13 protein-coding genes are annotated in these 18,784 nt (G+C 59.1%); 9 read left to right on the top strand and 4 right to left on the bottom strand.

The features are described 5' to 3' along the window. Positions 1-34 precede the first annotated feature (34 nt). Entirely contained in the window at positions 35-697 is a 663-nt protein-coding gene (locus AB2B48_RS07655) for a gamma-glutamylcyclotransferase (RefSeq protein ID WP_185669710.1), read from the top strand. Positions 698-740: 43 nt separating this feature from the next. Here AB2B48_RS07655 and AB2B48_RS07650 read toward each other — a convergent pair whose 3' ends face one another. Both AB2B48_RS07650 and AB2B48_RS07645 read right to left on the bottom strand, forming a co-directional pair. Next, positions 741-986, bottom strand: coding sequence for a DUF1883 domain-containing protein (locus AB2B48_RS07650; protein ID WP_185669711.1), 246 nt, complete (start codon positions 984-986; stop codon positions 741-743). A gap of 276 nt (positions 987-1,262) precedes the next feature. Next, complete coding sequence (locus tag AB2B48_RS07645) at positions 1,263-1,616, bottom strand: DsrE/DsrF/TusD sulfur relay family protein (RefSeq protein ID WP_185669712.1); 354 nt, start codon at positions 1,614-1,616, stop codon at positions 1,263-1,265. A 70-nt stretch (positions 1,617-1,686) separates the two neighbouring features. Between AB2B48_RS07645 and nasR the strand changes: the two genes are divergently transcribed. The 7 genes from nasR to AB2B48_RS07610 all read left to right on the top strand — a co-directional run bounded on the left by nasR (position 1,687) and on the right by AB2B48_RS07610 (position 14,239). Continuing rightward, on the top strand, positions 1,687-2,904 hold the full coding sequence (gene nasR / locus AB2B48_RS07640) for a nitrate regulatory protein NasR (protein ID WP_368301432.1): 1,218 nt from the start codon (positions 1,687-1,689) through the stop codon (positions 2,902-2,904). Between the two features lie 208 nt (positions 2,905-3,112). Beyond that, on the top strand, positions 3,113-4,369 hold the full coding sequence (locus AB2B48_RS07635; protein WP_368301431.1) for a CmpA/NrtA family ABC transporter substrate-binding protein: 1,257 nt from the start codon (positions 3,113-3,115) through the stop codon (positions 4,367-4,369). Position 4,370: 1 nt separating this feature from the next. Beyond that, positions 4,371-5,246 (top strand): nitrate ABC transporter permease, encoded by an 876-nt coding sequence (gene ntrB / locus AB2B48_RS07630; RefSeq protein ID WP_368301430.1) that lies wholly within the window; start codon positions 4,371-4,373, stop codon positions 5,244-5,246. Positions 5,247-5,255: 9 nt separating this feature from the next. Then, positions 5,256-6,044, top strand: coding sequence for an ABC transporter ATP-binding protein (locus tag AB2B48_RS07625; protein ID WP_185669716.1), 789 nt, complete (start codon positions 5,256-5,258; stop codon positions 6,042-6,044). 9 nt (positions 6,045-6,053) lie between these two features. Further along, entirely contained in the window at positions 6,054-10,118 is a 4,065-nt protein-coding gene (gene nirB / locus AB2B48_RS07620; protein WP_368301429.1) for a nitrite reductase large subunit NirB, read from the top strand. Next, positions 10,115-12,721, top strand: coding sequence for a molybdopterin-dependent oxidoreductase (locus AB2B48_RS07615; RefSeq protein WP_368301428.1), 2,607 nt, complete (start codon positions 10,115-10,117; stop codon positions 12,719-12,721). Before nirB ends, AB2B48_RS07615 begins: the two co-directional genes overlap by 4 nt. A 120-nt stretch (positions 12,722-12,841) precedes the next feature. Continuing rightward, positions 12,842-14,239: a YchO/YchP family invasin gene (locus AB2B48_RS07610; RefSeq protein ID WP_255581097.1), complete on the top strand. Its 1,398-nt coding sequence runs from the start codon at positions 12,842-12,844 to the stop codon at positions 14,237-14,239. A gap of 9 nt (positions 14,240-14,248) precedes the next feature. On the opposite strand, the gene narL is transcribed toward AB2B48_RS07610, so the two are convergent. Both narL and narX read right to left on the bottom strand, forming a co-directional pair. Further along, on the bottom strand, positions 14,249-14,899 hold the full coding sequence (narL, locus tag AB2B48_RS07605) for a two-component system response regulator NarL (protein WP_065356687.1): 651 nt from the start codon (positions 14,897-14,899) through the stop codon (positions 14,249-14,251). Then, positions 14,892-16,691, bottom strand: coding sequence for a nitrate/nitrite two-component system sensor histidine kinase NarX (gene narX, locus AB2B48_RS07600; protein WP_368301427.1), 1,800 nt, complete (start codon positions 16,689-16,691; stop codon positions 14,892-14,894). The genes narL and narX overlap by 8 nt, the downstream gene beginning before the upstream one ends. Before the next feature lie 311 nt (positions 16,692-17,002). Between narX and AB2B48_RS07595 the strand changes: the two genes are divergently transcribed. After that, complete coding sequence (locus tag AB2B48_RS07595) at positions 17,003-18,394, top strand: NarK family nitrate/nitrite MFS transporter (protein WP_368301425.1); 1,392 nt, start codon at positions 17,003-17,005, stop codon at positions 18,392-18,394. Positions 18,395-18,784: the final 390 nt, after the last annotated feature.

Here is an 18,784-nt window from a genome sequence, read left to right as displayed (position 1 = left end):
AAGCAGGGAAGAGAAGTGGCGGTGGAGGTTTAAAGTGTTAACGCGTGATTTCTTAATGAAGGCGGATTGTACAACGGCGTTTGGCGCCATTGAGGAATCTCTGCTTTGGTCTGCTGAACAGCGTGCAGCGTCGCTGGCGGCGACGCTGGCCTGTCGGCCAGATAATGGGCCGGTATGGATTTTCGGCTACGGCTCCCTGATGTGGAACCCGGCGCTCAATTTTAGCGAGTCGGTAACCGGTACGCTGGTGGGCTGGCATCGTGCTTTCTGTTTGCGCCTGACGGCGGGACGCGGCAGCGCCTGCCAGCCAGGGCGTATGCTAGCGCTGAAAGAGGGCGGGCGCACCACCGGTGTGGCCTACCGCTTGCCAGATGATGAAATTGAAAACGAGCTGTCGCTGCTGTGGAAGCGCGAGATGATCACCGGCTGCTACCTGCCAACCTGGTGCAAGCTGGCGCTCGATGATGGTCGGACGGTCAACGCGCTGGTGTTTATTATGGACCCGCGCCATCCGCTGTATGAGTCTGATACCAGCGTGCAGTTGATTGCACCGCTGATTGCCCGGGCCAGTGGGCCATTGGGAACCAATGCACAGTATCTCTTCTCGCTGGAGCAGGAGTTACAGAAGCTGGGAATGCCGGACGACGGCCTGAACGAGCTGATTAGCAACGTGCGGCATCTGGTGGGCGGGAAGTAAGTCAATAAAAACCCCCGGAAGTGCGTGCTTCCGGGGTGAATCATCAGGCGGCAACGTAGCTGATGGAGTGTTCAAGAGACTGGCTGTGGCTGTCGATCAGCACGTTCCAGGTCCCACTGTAAGGCACGGTCAGATACGCTTTCTCTTCGTTCTGCACGCTTAAAATATCGGAACCGCTGCTGCTGGTACTCTTCTGCGTGCTCATTAAATGAATATGGCAACGTTCTGAACAACGCACCACCACCGTATCCCCGCCAAATAACGTCAAACTTGCTTTTACCATCGCCAAAATACCCCGCTGCAAATGAGTCTACGCACTCCCTACGCGTTAATCCTGCCTGTGATGTTGTTCACAAATCACTCATCGCATAACACCAAACCCTGACCTCACCGATGCTGATTTTGATCAAAAAATGCCGTAACACTTCAACAAAAATGACAATATCCCTGAATCCATTCAGCCATCGTGACAAAAATGTGAGGAATGTCGCAGAGGTGAAATAATATCCTTTAAATGGTCATGGTTTTAGCGGGCTACGCTGATGGGGGCGTTGGCGATGCCAAATCAGAAGGTCAGCACTTTGTCGGCCGCCAGCGTCCACTGGGCCAGTTCGACCAGCGTGCCAATCTCGACGCCGTCAATCAGCGGCAGGCTAGTGATGCCGCGCCCGTCGGTGCAGGTCTTACACAGCTTCACCGGCACGCCCTGCGCGGTCAGAATTTCCAGCATCTGCTGAATGTTGTAGCCCTCGGCCGGTTTCTGCCCGCGCAGGCCCGCCGTCACGGCATCTGACATCAGAAAAAGCTGTAGCTGCAGATCGTCCTGCTGCTCGCGCAGGGCGATGGCTAAACGCAGGCTATTGAACAGGGATTCGCTGCCGTAGGCAGCACCGTTGGCGATAATGACGATACGTTGCATCAGAACTCCTTTAAGGCACGGTTATTGCTAGACGTTAGGATGGTAAGAAAATCCTCTAACGGGAGAGCGCATGATAAACCGTGAAGATGAGACACCCGGCGCTATCGAGTGGTTTCGTTACGCGCGTCAGGTGCAGAAAGCACAGCTCCGGCAGCTGGCGCAGCAAGGGCAACTGGTCAGCCAGCTAAGCCACGTGGTGCACATGTTACAGTGTGAACGCGGGGCATCCAACATCTGGTTATGTTCGCAGGGGCGATTATACGCCGCCGAACGTCGCGCCAGCGCTGCGCTGGTAGATGAACAGATTCGCCAACTGCTGGCCCATCTCCAGCCGCAATACTTACCTTCTGCCAGCGGGTTATGCCAGCGCATTGCCCGCGCCGTCTGGTCGCTGGAACAGCTACCGTCGCTGAGAGAAAGCGTTGCCGGTCTGCAGGTCTCGGCGGAAACGGCAACCAGCCAGTTCAACCGCACTATCCGCCATCTGCTGAATATCATCCCGCAGCTTAACGACAGTATCGATGACCCGACGCTCGCCGGGCGGCTGGTGGCGCTGTATAGCTTTATGCAGGGCAAAGAGCTGGTGGGCCAGGAGCGGGCGCTGGGGGCGCAGGGTTTTGCCCTGGGCTGCTTTAGCAGCGAACTGCGCCAACGCCTGGTGGATCGTATCGACGGTCAGCAGCCCTGTTTTGACAGCTTTTTATCACTGGCGACCAGCCCGCTCAAGATGCTGTTTTATACCGAATGTCAGGCGAGTATCGCCATTGAACAACTGCGGCGTATTGCCTGTACTCGCCAGCCCCCGGCGGACGACGGCGCCAGTGCGCTGCGTTGGTTCCAGCTGCAAACCCAGCGTCTGGAACAGATGCGCGGTCTGGAAGAAGCATTGATTGGCGAGCTGATGGCGGCGGTGGATGACCTGCTGCTCGATGATGAAGAGCGGCAGGCGCTGGATCCGGCGGGTGACGATCCGGCCAGCGATAATCTGATGCTGCATCTCGACCGCCAGCTTCTGCCGCTGGTGCGCCAGCAGGCACGGGAGCTGGAGCAGCTCTCCAGCCAGCTAGCCTCGCTCAAGGATACGCTGGAGGAGCGTCGGTTGATTGATAAAGCCAAAAGCGTGCTGATGACCCATCGACAGATGAACGAGGAACAGGCCTGGCACTGCCTGCGCAAAATGGCGATGGATAAGAACCAGCGCATGGTGGAAATTGCCCGCGCGCTGCTGGCGGTGAAGGCGCTGTGGCAGAACGAACCGGCATCGCCGTTGCACAATGAACGGGCATGAATGCCTTTCGCCGGTGCAAAAACAGCGATCGAGCGCACATTTTCCCCGGATTTCGCGCTGTAAAAGCTGGCATCTGAATTGCATTAGAGTAGTCAGAAAGTAAATAGTCGGTGGTGGGCCAATGGCGGCCTGCACACCACGAGGATAAAGGCGTCCTGCAATGCGTAAGCATTGCCGGGCGCTTTTTTTTTTGCATTCGGGAGCGAGTATGGGCGAGACGGTTTCACTATCACGGCGACGTCTGTTGCAGGCGGGCGCAGCACTGGGCGGCGCAATGCTGCTGCCCGGTATGAGTCAGGCGGTGTGGGCGGCAGGTTCCGATAAGCCGGAACTGCAGACGGTTAAGGTGGGCTTTATTCCGCTGACCGACTGTGCGCCGCTGGCGATTGCCTCACTGAAGGGCTTCGACAAAAAGTACGGCATTACGCTGGTACCGAGCAAAGAAGCCAGCTGGGCGGCGGTGCGCGATAAGTTGGTCAACGGCGAACTGGACGCGGCGCATGTGCTTTACGGCCTGTTATATGGGCTGGAACTGGGCGTGGCGGCGAAACCGCAGCCGATGGCGAACCTGATGACCCTCAACCGCAACGGTCAGGGGATCACGCTGTCGAGCGATCTGCAGGAAAAGGGCGTCACCAACCTGAGCACGCTGAAAACCCTGGTCGGGCAAAGCGCGCCGGGTACCTATACCTTCGCCCACACCTTCCCGACCGGCACCCACGCCATGTGGCTTTATTACTGGCTGGCGAGCGGTGGGATCAACCCATTTGACGATGTGCGCACGGTGGTCGTGCCGCCACCGCAGATGGTGATGAACATGCGCATCGGCAACATGGTGGGCTTCTGCGTCGGCGAGCCGTGGAACGCCCGCGCCATTAACGATCGCATCGGTTTTACCGCCGCGACCAGCCAGGACATCTGGCCGGAGCATCCGGAAAAAGTGCTTGGCGCGCGTCGTGACTGGGTGGAGCAAAACCCGAATACCGCACGGGCGCTGGTGGCCGCGCTGATGGATGCCGCCCGCTGGATTGACGCCTCTGACGATAACAAACGCGAAACCGCGCAAATCCTCTCGCATCGCGGCTGGCTCAACACCAAAGAACAGTACCTCACCGGGCGAATGCTGGGGGAGTACGACAACGGTATCGGCCGCCGCTGGCAGGATGCGCACCCGATGCGCTTCTTCGAGCAGGGCGAGGTGAGCTACCCGTGGCTCTCGGACGGCATGTGGTTCTTAACCCAGTTCCGCCGCTGGGGCCTGCTGAAAAGTGACCCGGATTACCTGGCCGTCGCCCAGCGTATTAACCGTATTGATGTCTGGAAAGAGGCGGCGCAGGCGGTTGGCGGTATTGCCGTCCCCACGCAAACCCTGCGCAGCAGTAAGTTAATCGACGGCTCCGTCTGGACCGGGGCTGACCCGGCTGGATACGCCCGCAGTTTCGCCATTCAACGTATAGGGGCATGAGATGAATACCAAAACTAAACCCATCGACGCGCCAGCACCTGCTGGCGAAGTGATCGCCATGCCGCCAGTACAGGTTCGCCGTAGACCGCCTGCGCTGCGCCGCCATCTTCGTGAACTTGCAGAGCGCACAATTCCCGCGGCGCTGGGGCTGGGCCTGCTGGTGCTGGTCTGGCAGTTGGCCGCCGTCAACAGCAAAGGCTTTCCCACGCCGCTCAGCACCCTCGACTCGGCGATAACCCTCTTTTCTGACCCGTTCTACAACAACGGCCCTAACGATGTCGGCGTGGGCTGGAACGTGCTGGCCTCTTTACAGCGTGTGGCGGTGGGCTTTGGCCTCGCGGCGCTGGTGGGTATTCCGCTCGGGTTCCTGATTGGCCGCTTTACCTTTGCTTCGCGCATGTTCACCCCGCTGATCGCGCTGCTGCGTCCGGTCAGCCCGCTGGCCTGGCTGCCAATTGGTCTGCTGCTATTCCAGAAAGCGGAACCCGCTTCCAGCTGGACAATTTTCATCTGCTCGATCTGGCCGATGGTGATTAACACCGCTGAAGGGGTGCGCCGCATACCGCAGGACTATCTCAACGTGGCGCGGGTGCTGAACCTCTCGGAATGGACGGTGATGTGCAAAATCCTCTTCCCGGCGGTGCTGCCGTCGGTGCTCACCGGGGTGCGGTTATCGATTGGTATTGCCTGGCTGGTGATCGTCGCCGCAGAGATGCTGACCGGCGGGCTGGGCATTGGTTTTTGGATCTGGAATGAGTGGAACAACCTCAACGTCGAAAACATCCTTATCGCCATCGTCATTATCGGCGTGGTGGGGCTGCTGCTGGAGCAGGGGCTGATGCTGATTGCGCGTCGTTTTAGCTGGCAAGAGAAATAGGAGCACATCATGAAACCATTAATTCAGGTCCAGGCCGTGAGCCAGCGTTTTCATACCGCCAGCGGCGAATTTCTGGCCTTGCAGAACGTCTCTTTTGATATTCACGAAGGGGAGACCGTCAGTCTGATTGGGCACTCGGGCTGCGGCAAATCGACGCTGCTTAACCTGATTGCCGGCATTACGCTGCCGACCGAAGGCGGGCTGCTGTGTGATAACCGTGAAATTGCCGGTCCGGGGCCGGAGCGGGCGGTGGTGTTCCAGAACCACTCGCTGCTGCCGTGGCTGACCTGTTTTGACAACGTGGCGCTGGCGGTCGACCAGGTGTTTCGCCAGACCATGAACAAAGCGGAGCGTCGGGAGTGGATTGCGCACAACCTTGACCGCGTCCAGATGGGGCACGCCATGCATAAGCGTCCGGGTGAAATCTCCGGTGGTATGAAGCAGCGCGTAGGTATCGCGCGGGCGCTGGCGATGAAACCAAAGGTGCTGCTGATGGACGAACCGTTTGGCGCACTGGATGCGCTCACCCGCGCCCATCTGCAGGACTCGGTGATGCAAATTCAACAGTCGCTGAACACCACCATCGTGCTGATTACCCACGACGTAGACGAAGCAGTACTGCTCTCTGACCGAGTGATGATGATGACCAACGGCCCGGCGGCCACGGTGGGTGAAGTACTGGAGGTGAATTTGCCGCGCCCGCGTAACCGCGTGCAGCTGGCGGATGACAGCCGCTATCACCACCTGCGTCAGCAGATCCTCCATTTCCTTTACGAAAAACAGCCGAAAGCGGCGTAAGGGGCTCCTATGCGGCGACTGGTGATGATCGGCAACGGGATGGCGGCGACCCGGCTAGCTGAAATGCTGGTGACGAGCGCGCCGGGAGCGTTTGCGATAACCCTTATCGGCGACGAGCCGCATCCGGCCTACAGCCGCATTCAGCTCTCTCCGGTGCTGGGTGGAGAAAAGGATTTTAACCAGACGCTGCTGCAGCCGGCGCAGTGGTACCACGACCATCACATCATGCTGTGCCTCGGTGAAACGGTGCAGGCGGTTGACGTACAGGCGCGCCGGGTAACCACCACCCAGCGTGAACTGGAGTGGGATGAATTAGTGTTCACCTGCGGTTCGCAAGCCTTCCTGCCGCCGCTGCCGGGCATCGACCTGCCACACGTTTTTGCCTTTCGCACCCTGGCAGACGTGGAAGCCATTCTCGCGACGCCGGGCGATGCGGCAGTGATTGGTGGTGGGGTGCTGGGGGTAGAAGCCGCCGCCGCGCTGCGTTTAAGGGGTGACAATGTCACTTTGGTTCATCGCAGCGAACGATTGATGGAGCAGCAGTTAGACGAGATGGCGGGCGAGCTATTGACCCAGCGATTAGCCGAACGCGGCATCGACTGCGAGCTGAGCGCCAGTATCGCGCAGATTACGCCGAACGCGGTGGTGTTAAACACCGGGCGCGTCATTCCGGCAACCCGCGTGGTGATGGCTACCGGCGTACGTCCCAATATCGCGCTGGCGCAGCGGGCCGGTATTCCCTGCCAGCGCGGCATTGTGGTTAACCGCCAGCTGGAAACGGGTATCCCCGGCGTCAGCGCCATCGGGGAGTGCTGCGAGATTGACGGACAAACCTTCGGCCTCGTCGCGCCCTGCATGCAACAGGCGGACGTGCTGGCAGCAAGGCTTTGCGGCAACCCACGGGCCGATTTCCACTGGCAGGATCGCGGCACCCGCCTGAAGGTGACCGGCATCGACCTGTTCAGCGCCGGGCGAGTTCAGCCCCTCGACGGGGATAGCCAGTGGTCCTCCTATGACCCGCAGACCGGGCACTATCGGCGGCTGCTGGTGGCTAACGGCCAGTTGGCCGGCGTGCTGCTGCTTGGCGACTGCACTAGCGCCGCCGCCTTTACCGATTTATTGCATACCGTCCAGCCCGCACAGGCGAGCTGGATTTTCGACCCCTTTACCACGCAGCCGTCGGCTGCAGGAACGCAAACCATGACAAAACCAACATTAGCAGTCGTCGGGCACGGGATGGTCGGCCACCATTTTCTTGAGCAGTGTGTCAGCCACCAGTTGCACGAACAGTATCAGATTGTGGTACTGGGCGAAGAGCGCTATGCCGCCTACGACCGGGTGCATCTGTCGGAATATTTTGCCGGCCGCAGCGCGCAGTCGCTCTCAATGGTGGCGGGTGATTTCTTTGCTGATAACGGCATTGAGCTGCGCTTGTCGCAGTCGGTAGCGGAAATTGACCGCGAAGCCCGGATTATTCGCGACGCCGAGGGGCATGAACTGCACTGGGATAAGCTGGTGCTCGCCACTGGCTCATACCCGTTCGTGCCGCCCATCCCCGGCAACACGCTGCCTGGCTGCTTTGTCTACCGTACGCTGGACGATCTCGATGCGATTGCCGCCTGTGCCAAAACGGCGAGGCGTGGCGTGGTGATTGGCGGCGGCCTGCTGGGACTAGAGGCGGCAAACGCGCTGCGTCAGCTGGGCCTGGAGACCCACGTGGTGGAGTTCGCGCCGAATCTGATGGCAGTGCAACTGGATAACGGCGGAGCCGCCATGCTGCGGGAGAAAATTACCGAGCTTGGCGTAAGCGTACACACCAGTAAAGCCACCACGGAAATTCGCCAGACGGAAGAAGGGCTCACGCTGCAGTTTGCCGACGGTGAATGTCTGACTACCGATATGGTGGTGTTCTCGGCGGGTATTCGCCCGCAGGACGCACTGGCGCGGAGCAGCGGCATCCGCCTGGGTGAGCGCGGCGGTATCGCCATTGATAACCAGTGCCGCACTTCCGATAGCGATATCTTTGCCATTGGTGAATGCGCGCTGTGGGATAACAAAATCTATGGTCTGGTGGCCCCTGGCTATCAGATGGCGCGAGTGGCCGCTGGGGCGCTGGCGGGTGAAACGAGCGAGTTTACCGGGGCGGATATGAGCACCAAGCTCAAGCTCCTCGGGGTCGATGTGGCCTCTTTTGGCGACGCGCACGGGCGCACCGCCGGAAGTCAGAGCTATCAATGGGTTCACGGGCCGGAGCAAATCTATAAGAAGATTGTGGTTAGCGCCGACGGCAAAACGCTGCTCGGCGGCGTGCTGGTGGGGGATGCCAGCGACTACGCCACGCTGCTGCAAATGATGCTTAACGATATCGCGCTGCCGCCGCACCCGGAATCGCTGATCCTGCCTGCGCTGGAAGGCAGTGCGCCAAAAGCGCTCGGCGTGGCGGCACTGCCGGACAGCGCGCAAATCTGCTCCTGTCACAACGTCAGCAAAGGCGATATCTGCCATGCGGTGAGCAACGGTGCTACCGAGATGGGGGCAATAAAAAGCTGCACCAAAGCAGCCACTGGCTGCGGCGGCTGTAGCGCGTTGGTCAAACAGGTGATGGAGTATCAGCTGGCGCAGCAGGGCGTGGAGGTGAAAAAAGACATCTGCGAACACTTCCCGTACTCGCGCCAGGAGATCTATCACCTGGTGCGCGTGAACCGGATTCACACCTTTGAACAGTTGATTGCCCGTTACGGTCACGGCGACGGCTGCGAAATCTGCAAACCGCTGGTGGGGTCCGTGCTGGCCTCCTGCTGGAATGAATATCTGCTGAAGCCCGCGCATTTGCCCCTGCAGGACACCAACGACCGCTACTTTGCCAACATCCAGAAAGACGGCACCTATTCCGTGGTGCCACGCATGCCGGCCGGTGAAGTCACGCCGGACGGGCTGATTGCCATCGGGCAGATAGCCAAACGCTATGCACTCTACAGCAAAATTACCGGCGGCCAGCGCATCGACCTGTTTGGCGCGCGGCTGGAGCAGCTTCCCGCTATCTGGCAAGCGCTGGTGGAGGCCGGTTTTGAGACCGGACATGCCTACGGCAAATCGCTGCGCACGGTGAAGTCCTGCGTGGGGTCAACCTGGTGCCGTTACGGGGTGCAGGATTCCACCGGGCTGGCGGTAACCCTTGAGCATCGCTACAAAGGGCTGCGCGCGCCGCACAAGATTAAAATGGCGGTCTCCGGCTGTACCCGAGAGTGCGCGGAAGCGCAGGGCAAAGACGTGGGGGTGATTGCTACCGACAAGGGCTGGAACCTCTATCTGTGCGGTAACGGCGGGATGAAACCACGTCATGCGGATCTGTTCGCCAGCGACCTCGACGATGCGACGCTGCTGCGCACCATCGACCGTTTTTTGATGTTCTATATCCGTACCGCCGACCGTCTACAGCGCACCAGCACCTGGATGGATAATCTGGAAGGTGGGCTGGAATACCTGCGCAGCGTGATCCTCGACGATTCGCTGGGCATTGGCGAAGAGTTGGAGCAGGAGATGGCGCGCGTTATCGACAGTTACCAGTGCGAATGGCAAACCACCCTGAACGATCCGCAGCGGCTGACGCTGTTCCGCTCGTTTGTTAACAGCGATATGCCGGATGAAGCGGTACAGCGTGAAACCGTACGCGGGCAACCGCAGTTGGCACCGGCCACCGTGACACCGGTGCTGGCGGGTAGCCGTCGTCCGTGGCAGGCGGTCTGTACGCTGGAAGAGATCCCCGCACAGGCCGGGATTGGCGCGCGGTTAGGTGAGATGCAGATTGCGCTATTCCGCCTCAACGGCCACGTCTATGCGCTGGATAACCAGGAGCCCGGCAGCCAGGCTAACGTCCTGTCGCGCGGCTTGTTGGGTGACGCCAGCGGCGAACCTATCGTCATTTCGCCGCTTTACAAACAGCGTATTCGTCTGCGCGATGGCCGCCATCCTGACAGCGGCGAGCCGGTGGTGCGCGCCTGGCCGGTGAAAGTGGAAGACGGCAAAGTGTGGGTTAGTAGCCAGGAACTGGTGATGCGCGCGGAGGCTTCATGACTGAAACCCGAACAACATGTCCTTACTGCGGCGTTGGCTGCGGGGTGCTGGCCACGGTGATTGACGGCGCGGTCAGCGTGCGGGGCGATGACGCCCACCCGGCAAACTTTGGTCGCCTGTGCGTGAAGGGCTCTGCGCTCGGCGAAACCACCGGTCTGGAGGGGCGCTTGCTGCATCCGTCGGTAGACGGCCATGATGTCAGTTGGGAGCAGGCGCTGGATGCGGCCGGTGAACGTCTACAGGCGATTATCGCCGAGCACGGCCCGCAGGCGGTGGCGTTTTATGCCTCCGGCCAGCTATTGACCGAGGACTATTACGCCGCCAATAAACTGATGAAAGGCTTTATCGGCGCGGCGAATATCGATACCAACTCGCGGCTGTGCATGTCGTCGGCGGTCACCGGCTATAAACGCGCGTGGGGCGCCGATGTGGTGCCGTGCAGCTATGAGGACGTAGAGCGCAGCGACCTGGTAGTGCTGGTCGGCTCCAACGCGGCCTGGGCGCACCCGGTGCTCTATCAGCGACTGGTGCAGGCGAAGCAGCAAAACCCGCAGATGAAGGTGGTGGTCATCGACCCGCGTCGTACAGCCACCTGCGATATTGCCGACCGCCATCTGGCGATTGCCCCCGGCACGGATGCCGGGCTGTTTGTTGGGCTGCTGAACGCCATCGTTAAACGCGGCGGTAGCGTGGATGATTTTGCCGATGCGCCCGCCGCGCGGGAGGCGGCGCAATCCTGGGGCGTTGAACGTGTGGCGGCATTTTGCGGGCTGCCGCCCGCGGAGGTCGCTGCGTTTTATCAGGACTTTATTGCCGCCCCGAGGGCCATCACGCTCTACACCATGGGCATTAACCAATCCTCCAGCGGCAGCGATAAATGCAACGCCATCATTAACGTTCACCTTGCCAGCGGCAAATTTGGCCGTGAAGGCTGCGGCCCCTTTTCGCTGACCGGGCAGCCGAATGCGATGGGAGGCCGCGAAGTCGGCGGACTGGCGACGATGCTGGCGGCGCATATGAACTTCGAACCCGCCGACCTCGCGAGGGTGGCGCGTTTCTGGGGCACCGAGCGGTTGGCGCAAACGCCGGGGCTGATGGCGGTGGATCTCTTCGCGGCTATCGGGCGCGGTGAGGTGAAAGCGGTGTGGATCATGGGCACCAATCCGGCGGTGTCACTGCCGGACAGCCACGCGGTAAGCCAGGCGCTGAAGCGCTGCCCGCTGGTGATTGTCTCTGAAATTGCTGCACAGACGGAAACCTCGCAGTACGCGCATATTCGCTTTCCGGCGCTGGGCTGGGGGGAGAAAAATGGCACCGTGACCAACTCTGAGCGGCGTATTTCGCGCCAGCGGGCGTTTCTGCCCGCCCCCGGTGAGGCGCGGGCCGACTGGTGGATCATCGCTCGTGTCGCCGAGCGTCTGGGCTTCGGCGCGGCGTTTGCCTGGCAGCACCCGCATGAGGTTTTTAGTGAACACGCCGCGCTCTCCGGCTTTGAAAATAGCGGCCAGCGGGCGTTTGATATCAGCGGGCTTGCCGAATTAAGCCGTGAGGCATGGGATGAACTTGCGCCGGTGCGCTGGCCGGCCAGCCGTCGCAGCGTCACGTTGGATCTGCATCGTGGCTGGCGTAGCGACGGGCGGCTGCGGATGGTGCCGGTCACGCCGCGTGGTATGCAGGCGCAGCCGCAGCCGCTCTATCCGCTGATCCTCAATAGCGGGCGGATCCGCGACCAGTGGCACACCATGACTCGCACCGGTAGAGTGCCGCGCCTGATGCAGCATATCGCGCAGCCGATAGTGGAAGTCTCGCCGCCGGATGCCGCGCACTTTGCGCTGTTGCCCGGCGGTTTAGCGCGCATCAGTTCGCCACATGGCGTGATGGTGGCGAAGGTAGTGGTGACGGAGAGTCAGCGCCGTGGCTCGCTGTTTACGCCGATGCACTGGAACGACTGCTTTGCCCGTCAGGGGAAAGTGAACGGGCTGGTGGCCTCGGTGGTCGACCCGCACTCCGGGCAGCCGGAAAGTAAGCAGACCGCCGTGCGCATCGCGCCGTGGCAGCCGTTATGGCAGGGGGAACTCTACTCCCGCAGCGAAGTGCCGCTGCCGGGGCATCTGCACTGGTGGCGTAAAGCCGCACCGGGACTGCACCATGTCACCCTCTGCGGCGATCGTCTGGTGCAACACGAGATGCTGGCCTGGTGTCAGCAGCAGGGCTGGCAGGTGCAACTCGCCAATGCTGGTGAGATCTGGCATCTACTGGCATGGCTGGACGGACGTTTGATGCTCGGCTTCTGGAGCGGTGATGCGCTACCGGAAGTGGACGATGCATTAGTGTGCCGGGCGTTTAATGAGGCGCCACAGACGCTGGCGGCGCGTCATGCGCTGCTGAGTGGCCAGGATCTGGCGCGCCCAGCGGTGGGGAAAATTGTTTGCAGCTGTTTCAGCGTTGGCGAAAAAACCATCCTCGAAGCGATTGAAAAACAGGGCTGCCGTACGTCGGGCGAGCTGGGCGAACGGCTGAAATGCGGCACCAACTGCGGATCCTGCATACCGGAGTTAAAGGCACTGCTCGCCAGCACGGCAATGAAGGTGACGATTTTATGACCTTCAGGCAATTCTTATAAGCGGCCACGAAGGCTGAACCCTACCCGCAAAGGCGCTAGACTAATGACTTTGGGGCTGAATTTTTCAGCCTGCATTGAAGCTGGCTATGGGGTTGCGGTTTTGTCTTTGCGTTTTTACTCGTCATTTTTCGTGTTGCTGGCGTTGACCGGCGGGAGCGCGCGTGCGCTGACATCGTTTGTCGAAGAGGCGGAACATCCCTTCGATAATCAGGCCGATAGCCTGCCGGATCTGAGTATCGCACCGGAAAATCATGACGCGGAGAAACACTTTGCCGAGATGGTGAAAGCCTTCGGCGAAGCCAGCATGACCGACAACGGGCTGGATACCGGCGAGCAGGCGCGGCTATTTGCCATGACGCAGCTACAGGACAAGGTTAACGGCCAGATGAACCAGCAGCTCGAAAGCTGGCTATCTCCGTGGGGGAATACCAATATTCAGCTGCTGGTGGATGAACAAGGCAAGATGACCGGCAGCCACGGAAGCTGGTTTGTTCCGCTACAGGACAACATGCAGTATCTCACCTGGAGCCAGCTTGGCCTGACGCAGCATGACGAAGGGCTGGTGGGTAATCTGGGGCTGGGGCAGCGCTGGGTCGCCGGGCAGTGGCTGCTTGGCTACAACACTTTTTATGACAGCCTGCTCGATGCCCATCTCAATCGCGGCGGGCTTGGCGCGGAAGCATGGGGCGAGAACCTGCGTTTTTCGGCGAACTACTACTATCCGCTGCACGGCTGGCAAAACAGCGGCACCACGCTACAACAACGCATGGCGCGCGGTTATGACCTGACCGCGCAGGCATGGATCCCGGCCTACAATCACATCAATACCAGCCTCAGCGTCGAGCAGTATTTCGGCGACAGCGTCGATCTGTTTCGTAGCGGCACGGGCTACCGTAACCCGGTCGCGGTCTCACTGGGCCTGAACTACACCCCGGTGCCGTTATTCACCTTCAGTGCCCAGCACAAGCAGGGGGAGAGCGGGGTGAATCAGAACAACCTCGGCATGAAGGTCAACTACCGCTTTGGCGTGCCGCTGAAGAAGCAGCTTGCCGCCGATGAGGTGGCGCAGACCCGAACGCTACGCGGCAGCCGCTACGATGCACCGGAGCGTAACAACCAGCCGGTGATGGAGTTTCGTCAGCGCAAAAGTCTGAGCGTCTATCTCGCCACCCCGCCGTGGGATCTCACGGGCTACGAGACGGTGGCGCTGAAAATTCAGGTGCACGACGAGTATGGGATCAAATCCATCAGCTGGCAGGGCGATACCGAAGCCTTAAGCCTGACGCCGCCAGCCGCGGGCAATAGCACCGATGGCTGGAGCATTATCATGCCAGCCTGGGATCCGACGGAGGGGGCCAGTAATATCTGGCATCTGTCGGTGGTGGTGGAAGATGGTAAGGGGCAGCGCGTCACCTCGAATGAGATAACGCTGGCGTTGACCGAGCCTGTCGTCAGCTTTGCCCCGCAGGGCAATAGCTGGTTGGACATGGCGCCGTAACGGCGATTCTCAGAAAATACGTTCCTGGTGCACCCACACGGCGGCTTCGACGCGGGATTTTAGCTTCATTTTCTTCAGCATGTGCTTCACGTGAACCTTCACGGTGCTTTCCGTAATATCCAGACGGCGGGCAATCATCTTGTTTGGCAGGCCCTGAGCAATCAGCTTGAGAATATCGCGCTCGCGCGGGGTTAACTGGTTGATGTCGCGGTCAGAGGTGGCGCGGTTGGCGCGCAGGCTGGCAGCCAGCACCGGCGTTAACGCTTCGCTTAATACCATCTCACCGGCGGCAGCCTGTTGCAGGGCTTTCAGCAGATCTTCCGGCTCCATATCTTTCAGCAGATAGCCATCGGCGCCGCGTTTGAGTGCGGTGACCACGTCTTCTTCGTGGTTGGACACGCTGAATACCACCACACGGCCAGACAGTGATTTCTCACGCAGCTTGTCGAGGGTTTCCAGGCCGTTCATGCCGGGCATATTGAGATCGAGCAGAATCAGATCGGGATCGAGCGCTTCTGCCAGTTCAATACCTTGTTCACCGTTGCTGGCCTCGCCTACGACCTGAATATCTGATGCCATACTGACCAGCTGTTTGACGCCGGTACGCAGCATAGGATGATCGTCAATTAACAGGATAGTAGCCCGTTCCTGATTACTCATGGGTATCTCCTTGGGGAGTAGAAAGCGATTGTTCGGGGACAAACGTAACCACGACTTCGGTGCCGCCGCTTTCACGACGACGAACCTGGCAATCGCCACGCAGGCTTTGTGCGCGGTCACGCATAATAATAAGGCCATAATGGTTGCTGCGTTCAGCATGTAGCGGAACGCCACAGCCGTTATCAGCCACCACCAGTTTGACCTGGTTGTTTTGTTGGGTAACGCTGACTTTCACTTCTGTCGCCTGCGAGTGCTTCAGCGCGTTGCTTAAGGCCTCGCGGGCAATCTGTAGCAGGTGAATCGCCTGATGCGACGGCACGTAGCGCGGCGGCAGTTGGTAGTCGAGTTGCACCGGGAAGCCGAAATGGCCGCTGTACTCCTGACAGCTGGCTTCCAGCGCTGGACGCAGGCCGGACTCGGTCAGCTTCAGGCGGAAGGTGGTCAGCAGTTCGCGCAACTGCGCCCACGAGGTGTTCAGTTCATTACGCACCTGACTCAACAGCTCGCGGCTTTCCGCAGACGACTGCTCTTTTTGCATCATCTGCAGACAGCTGACCTGCATCTTCATACAGGAGAGCGACTGGGCGATGGAGTCGTGAAGCTCGCGGGCAATCGTTGAGCGTTCTTCCATCACGATCAGCTGCTGCTGGCGCTCCAGCTGTTTGTCCAGCGCCAGCGTCGAGGTGATTTGCTCAAGCAGGGTATCAACCAGCTGCTGCTGATCGTGGCTTAGCTCACGACCGTGCGGCAGGGTTGCCAGCAGGATGCCGTACTGGTTACGTGGGTCGGTCAGTCGCCATTTCAGCGTGATGCCGTCGTGGGCTGCGGTATCGACGTCGCGTGGGCAGAGGTAACAGCCTCTGTCGTCGCACTCCCAGCCGGAGTGGCAGCTAAATTCCTGATGGTTATCTTCATCTTCGGTATCGTAAACCCGGACTTCAATTTCCCTCAGCGGGGTCAGTTCCTGAAGGCCGTTCAGCACCGGAGAGATGCGTTCGCACAGCGGCGCGCTGGAATGCAGGCGGCGGTTAGCCTGCCACAGGAAGGAGAGAATGGCATTTTTCTGCTCCAGCCCGGCGGTTTTCTCCTGCACGCGACGCTCCAGCGAGGCGTAGCTTTCCGCCAGCTCGGCGGACATATTATTCAGCGCCATGCCGAGGGTTGCCATTTCGTTGCGGCCGCTGATTTGGGCGCGATGGGTAAAATCGCGGTGGCTGATAGCATCGGCCATACGCAGCAGCTGTCGCCATGGATGCAGTAGGCGGGTGCGCAGCCAGAAAACGGTAAAGATCAGCAGTACCGCCATGAAAAACGCCAGCAGTCGGTGCATCCACACCACGTGAGAGATGCGCTGTTCGGTGGTGTGATCGAAGACGGTGACCAGTTGGTCAATGCGGTTAACAAAGCCGGTAAGATCGGCGGCAATATCGTCCGGGTTCTTCGCCTGACTGATATCCGGTGCCAGATGCTTTAACCAGTACTGCTGAAGCTCGTGGAGCTGCTGAACCTGGCCATCGCGTTCGGCGGCCAGCTGCAGTTCCGGGCTGAAGACGGTTTTTTGCATCTCTGCGAACAGCGGTTCGTCGTTCTTATCCACCGGGATCGCGGCCAGTAGACGGTAGCTTTGCATACGCAGCGAACCCGCCTGGTTAATGGCGTGCGCGCTGCCCTGGACGCCGTTCACCAGGCGTGCGGAAATCATCATACTCGCCACGCCGGTAAGGGTGGACAGCAGTACGATGAGGGCCAGTTGATTCACCAGCGTGAGTGGTGTAAAAAAACGTCTAAACATGGTGCGATAAGGCTCCTGGCGGAAGACTCTCCGGCGAGTGGCGTTATTTTCGACTATCGCCTGGAGTATACCCATACCCCTAAAGGGTTACTCCTTTATTTCCATAATAGCTGAGGTGTCTGGGGTAGAGGGGTACAAGCGTAACAGCCACGTGATAAAACAGGTTTTTTTATCGATAAAAACCTACCCATAAAGGGTGATGATGTTTTTTTAGACAAGATAATGTCAACTTTTCCTTTGATTTATATCAACTTACCGCGCGGTGTAAACCCTAATGTGGCAAGGGTTGATATTAATAATCAGAGGTGTCTATGAGTCACTCCACTGCCCCGGAAAGGGCAACCGGCGCTGTCATTACCGACTGGCGACCGGAAGATCCGGCGTTCTGGCAAGAGCGCGGCCATCGCGTTGCAAGCCGGAACCTGTGGATTTCCGTTCCATGTTTACTGCTGGCTTTCTGCGTATGGATGCTGTTCAGCGCGGTCGCCGTCAATTTACCAAAAGTGGGCTTCCAGTTTACAACCGATCAGCTGTTCATGCTGACCGCGTTACCTTCCGTTTCTGGCGCACTGCTGCGCGTACCGTATTCCTTTATGGTACCGCTGGTGGGTGGCCGTCGCTGGACGGCGTTCAGCACCGGGATCCTTATCGTTCCTTGCTTATGGCTGGGCTTTGCCGTTCAGGACACCTCCACGCCGTTTAGCACCTTTATCATTATCTCTCTGCTGTGCGGTTTCGCGGGTGCAAACTTCGCGTCCAGCATGGCGAACATCAGCTTCTTCTTCCCGAAACAGAAGCAGGGCGGTGCGCTTGGCCTCAACGGCGGCCTCGGCAATATGGGCGTGAGCGTGATGCAGTTGGTGGCCCCACTGGCGGTTTCTCTCTCCATCTTCGCCGTATTTGGTAGCCATGGCGTGACGCAGCCGGACGGTAGCGAGCTGTATCTGGCAAACGCGGCGTGGATCTGGGTACCGTTCCTGGCCATCTTCACCGTAGCAGCCTGGTTTGGCATGAACGAACTGGCTACGTCTAAGGCGTCGCTGAAAGAGCAGCTGCCGGTACTGAAACGTGGTCATCTGTGGATCATGAGCCTGCTGTATCTGGCGACCTTCGGCTCGTTTATCGGCTTCTCCGCCGGTTTTGCGATGCTGTCGAAAACCCAGTTCCCGGAAATTCAAATCCTGCACTACGCCTTCTTCGGTCCGTTTATCGGCGCGCTGGCACGTTCTGCCGGTGGGGCTATTTCCGACCGTCTGGGCGGGACGCGCGTGACGCTGATTAACTTTATCCTGATGGCGGTATTCAGTGCGCTGCTGTTCATGACCCTGCCAACCAACGGTGAGGGCGGCAGCTTCATTGCCTTCTACGTGGTCTTCCTGGCGCTGTTCCTGACGGCTGGGCTGGGTAGCGGTTCCACCTTCCAGATGATTTCCGTTATCTTCCGTAAGTTGACGATGGATCGCGTGAAAGCAGAGGGCGGTTCCGACGAGAAAGCAATGCGTGAAGCCGCGACCGATACGGCGGCAGCGCTGGGCTTTATCTCAGCGATTGGCGCTATCGGCGGCTTCTTTATTCCGAAAGCGTTCGGGACGTCGCTGGATTTAACCGGCTCACCGGCGGGCGCGATGAAAGTGTTCCTCGTGTTCTATATTGTCTGCGTCGTGGTGACCTGGGCGGTATACGGTCGTAAAGCGAAAAAATAACGGCTGACGTTATTTCTGTAATAAAGGCGCGAGGTTTCGCGCCTTTATTTTATCTTTACTTAGTTACAACATACTGTTGTCGATTTACATTCTGTTGGCATCGTGCCCGGGTGGCAAAACGTCAAGCAGGAATGGCTCTACCCCTTAATACCGCCAGGGCTAAATTTTACATATTGAAATATGCGCTTTTTATTAAAAACCTACAATTATCAATATGATAAAAAATAAGAATGTATACCACCTTAGTGGTATGTGGCTTTTTATCGGCATTTGTTAAGCCGTGCCGCCTTGATCGTTATCAATTCCCTTCATCTTTCAGCGCGTTAACTTCGCTGCAAATTCAGCAATGTCGATTTATCAGAGAGCCGTGAGGCTCCAAACAGGAGAGAC

Origin of the sequence: Kluyvera sichuanensis (assembly GCF_040930405.1) — a bacterium.
Lineage (GTDB): Bacteria > Pseudomonadota > Gammaproteobacteria > Enterobacterales > Enterobacteriaceae > Kluyvera > Kluyvera sichuanensis.
The sequence above is the reverse complement of the archived record's forward strand: the minus strand, read 5'-3'. Positions and strand labels throughout refer to the sequence as shown.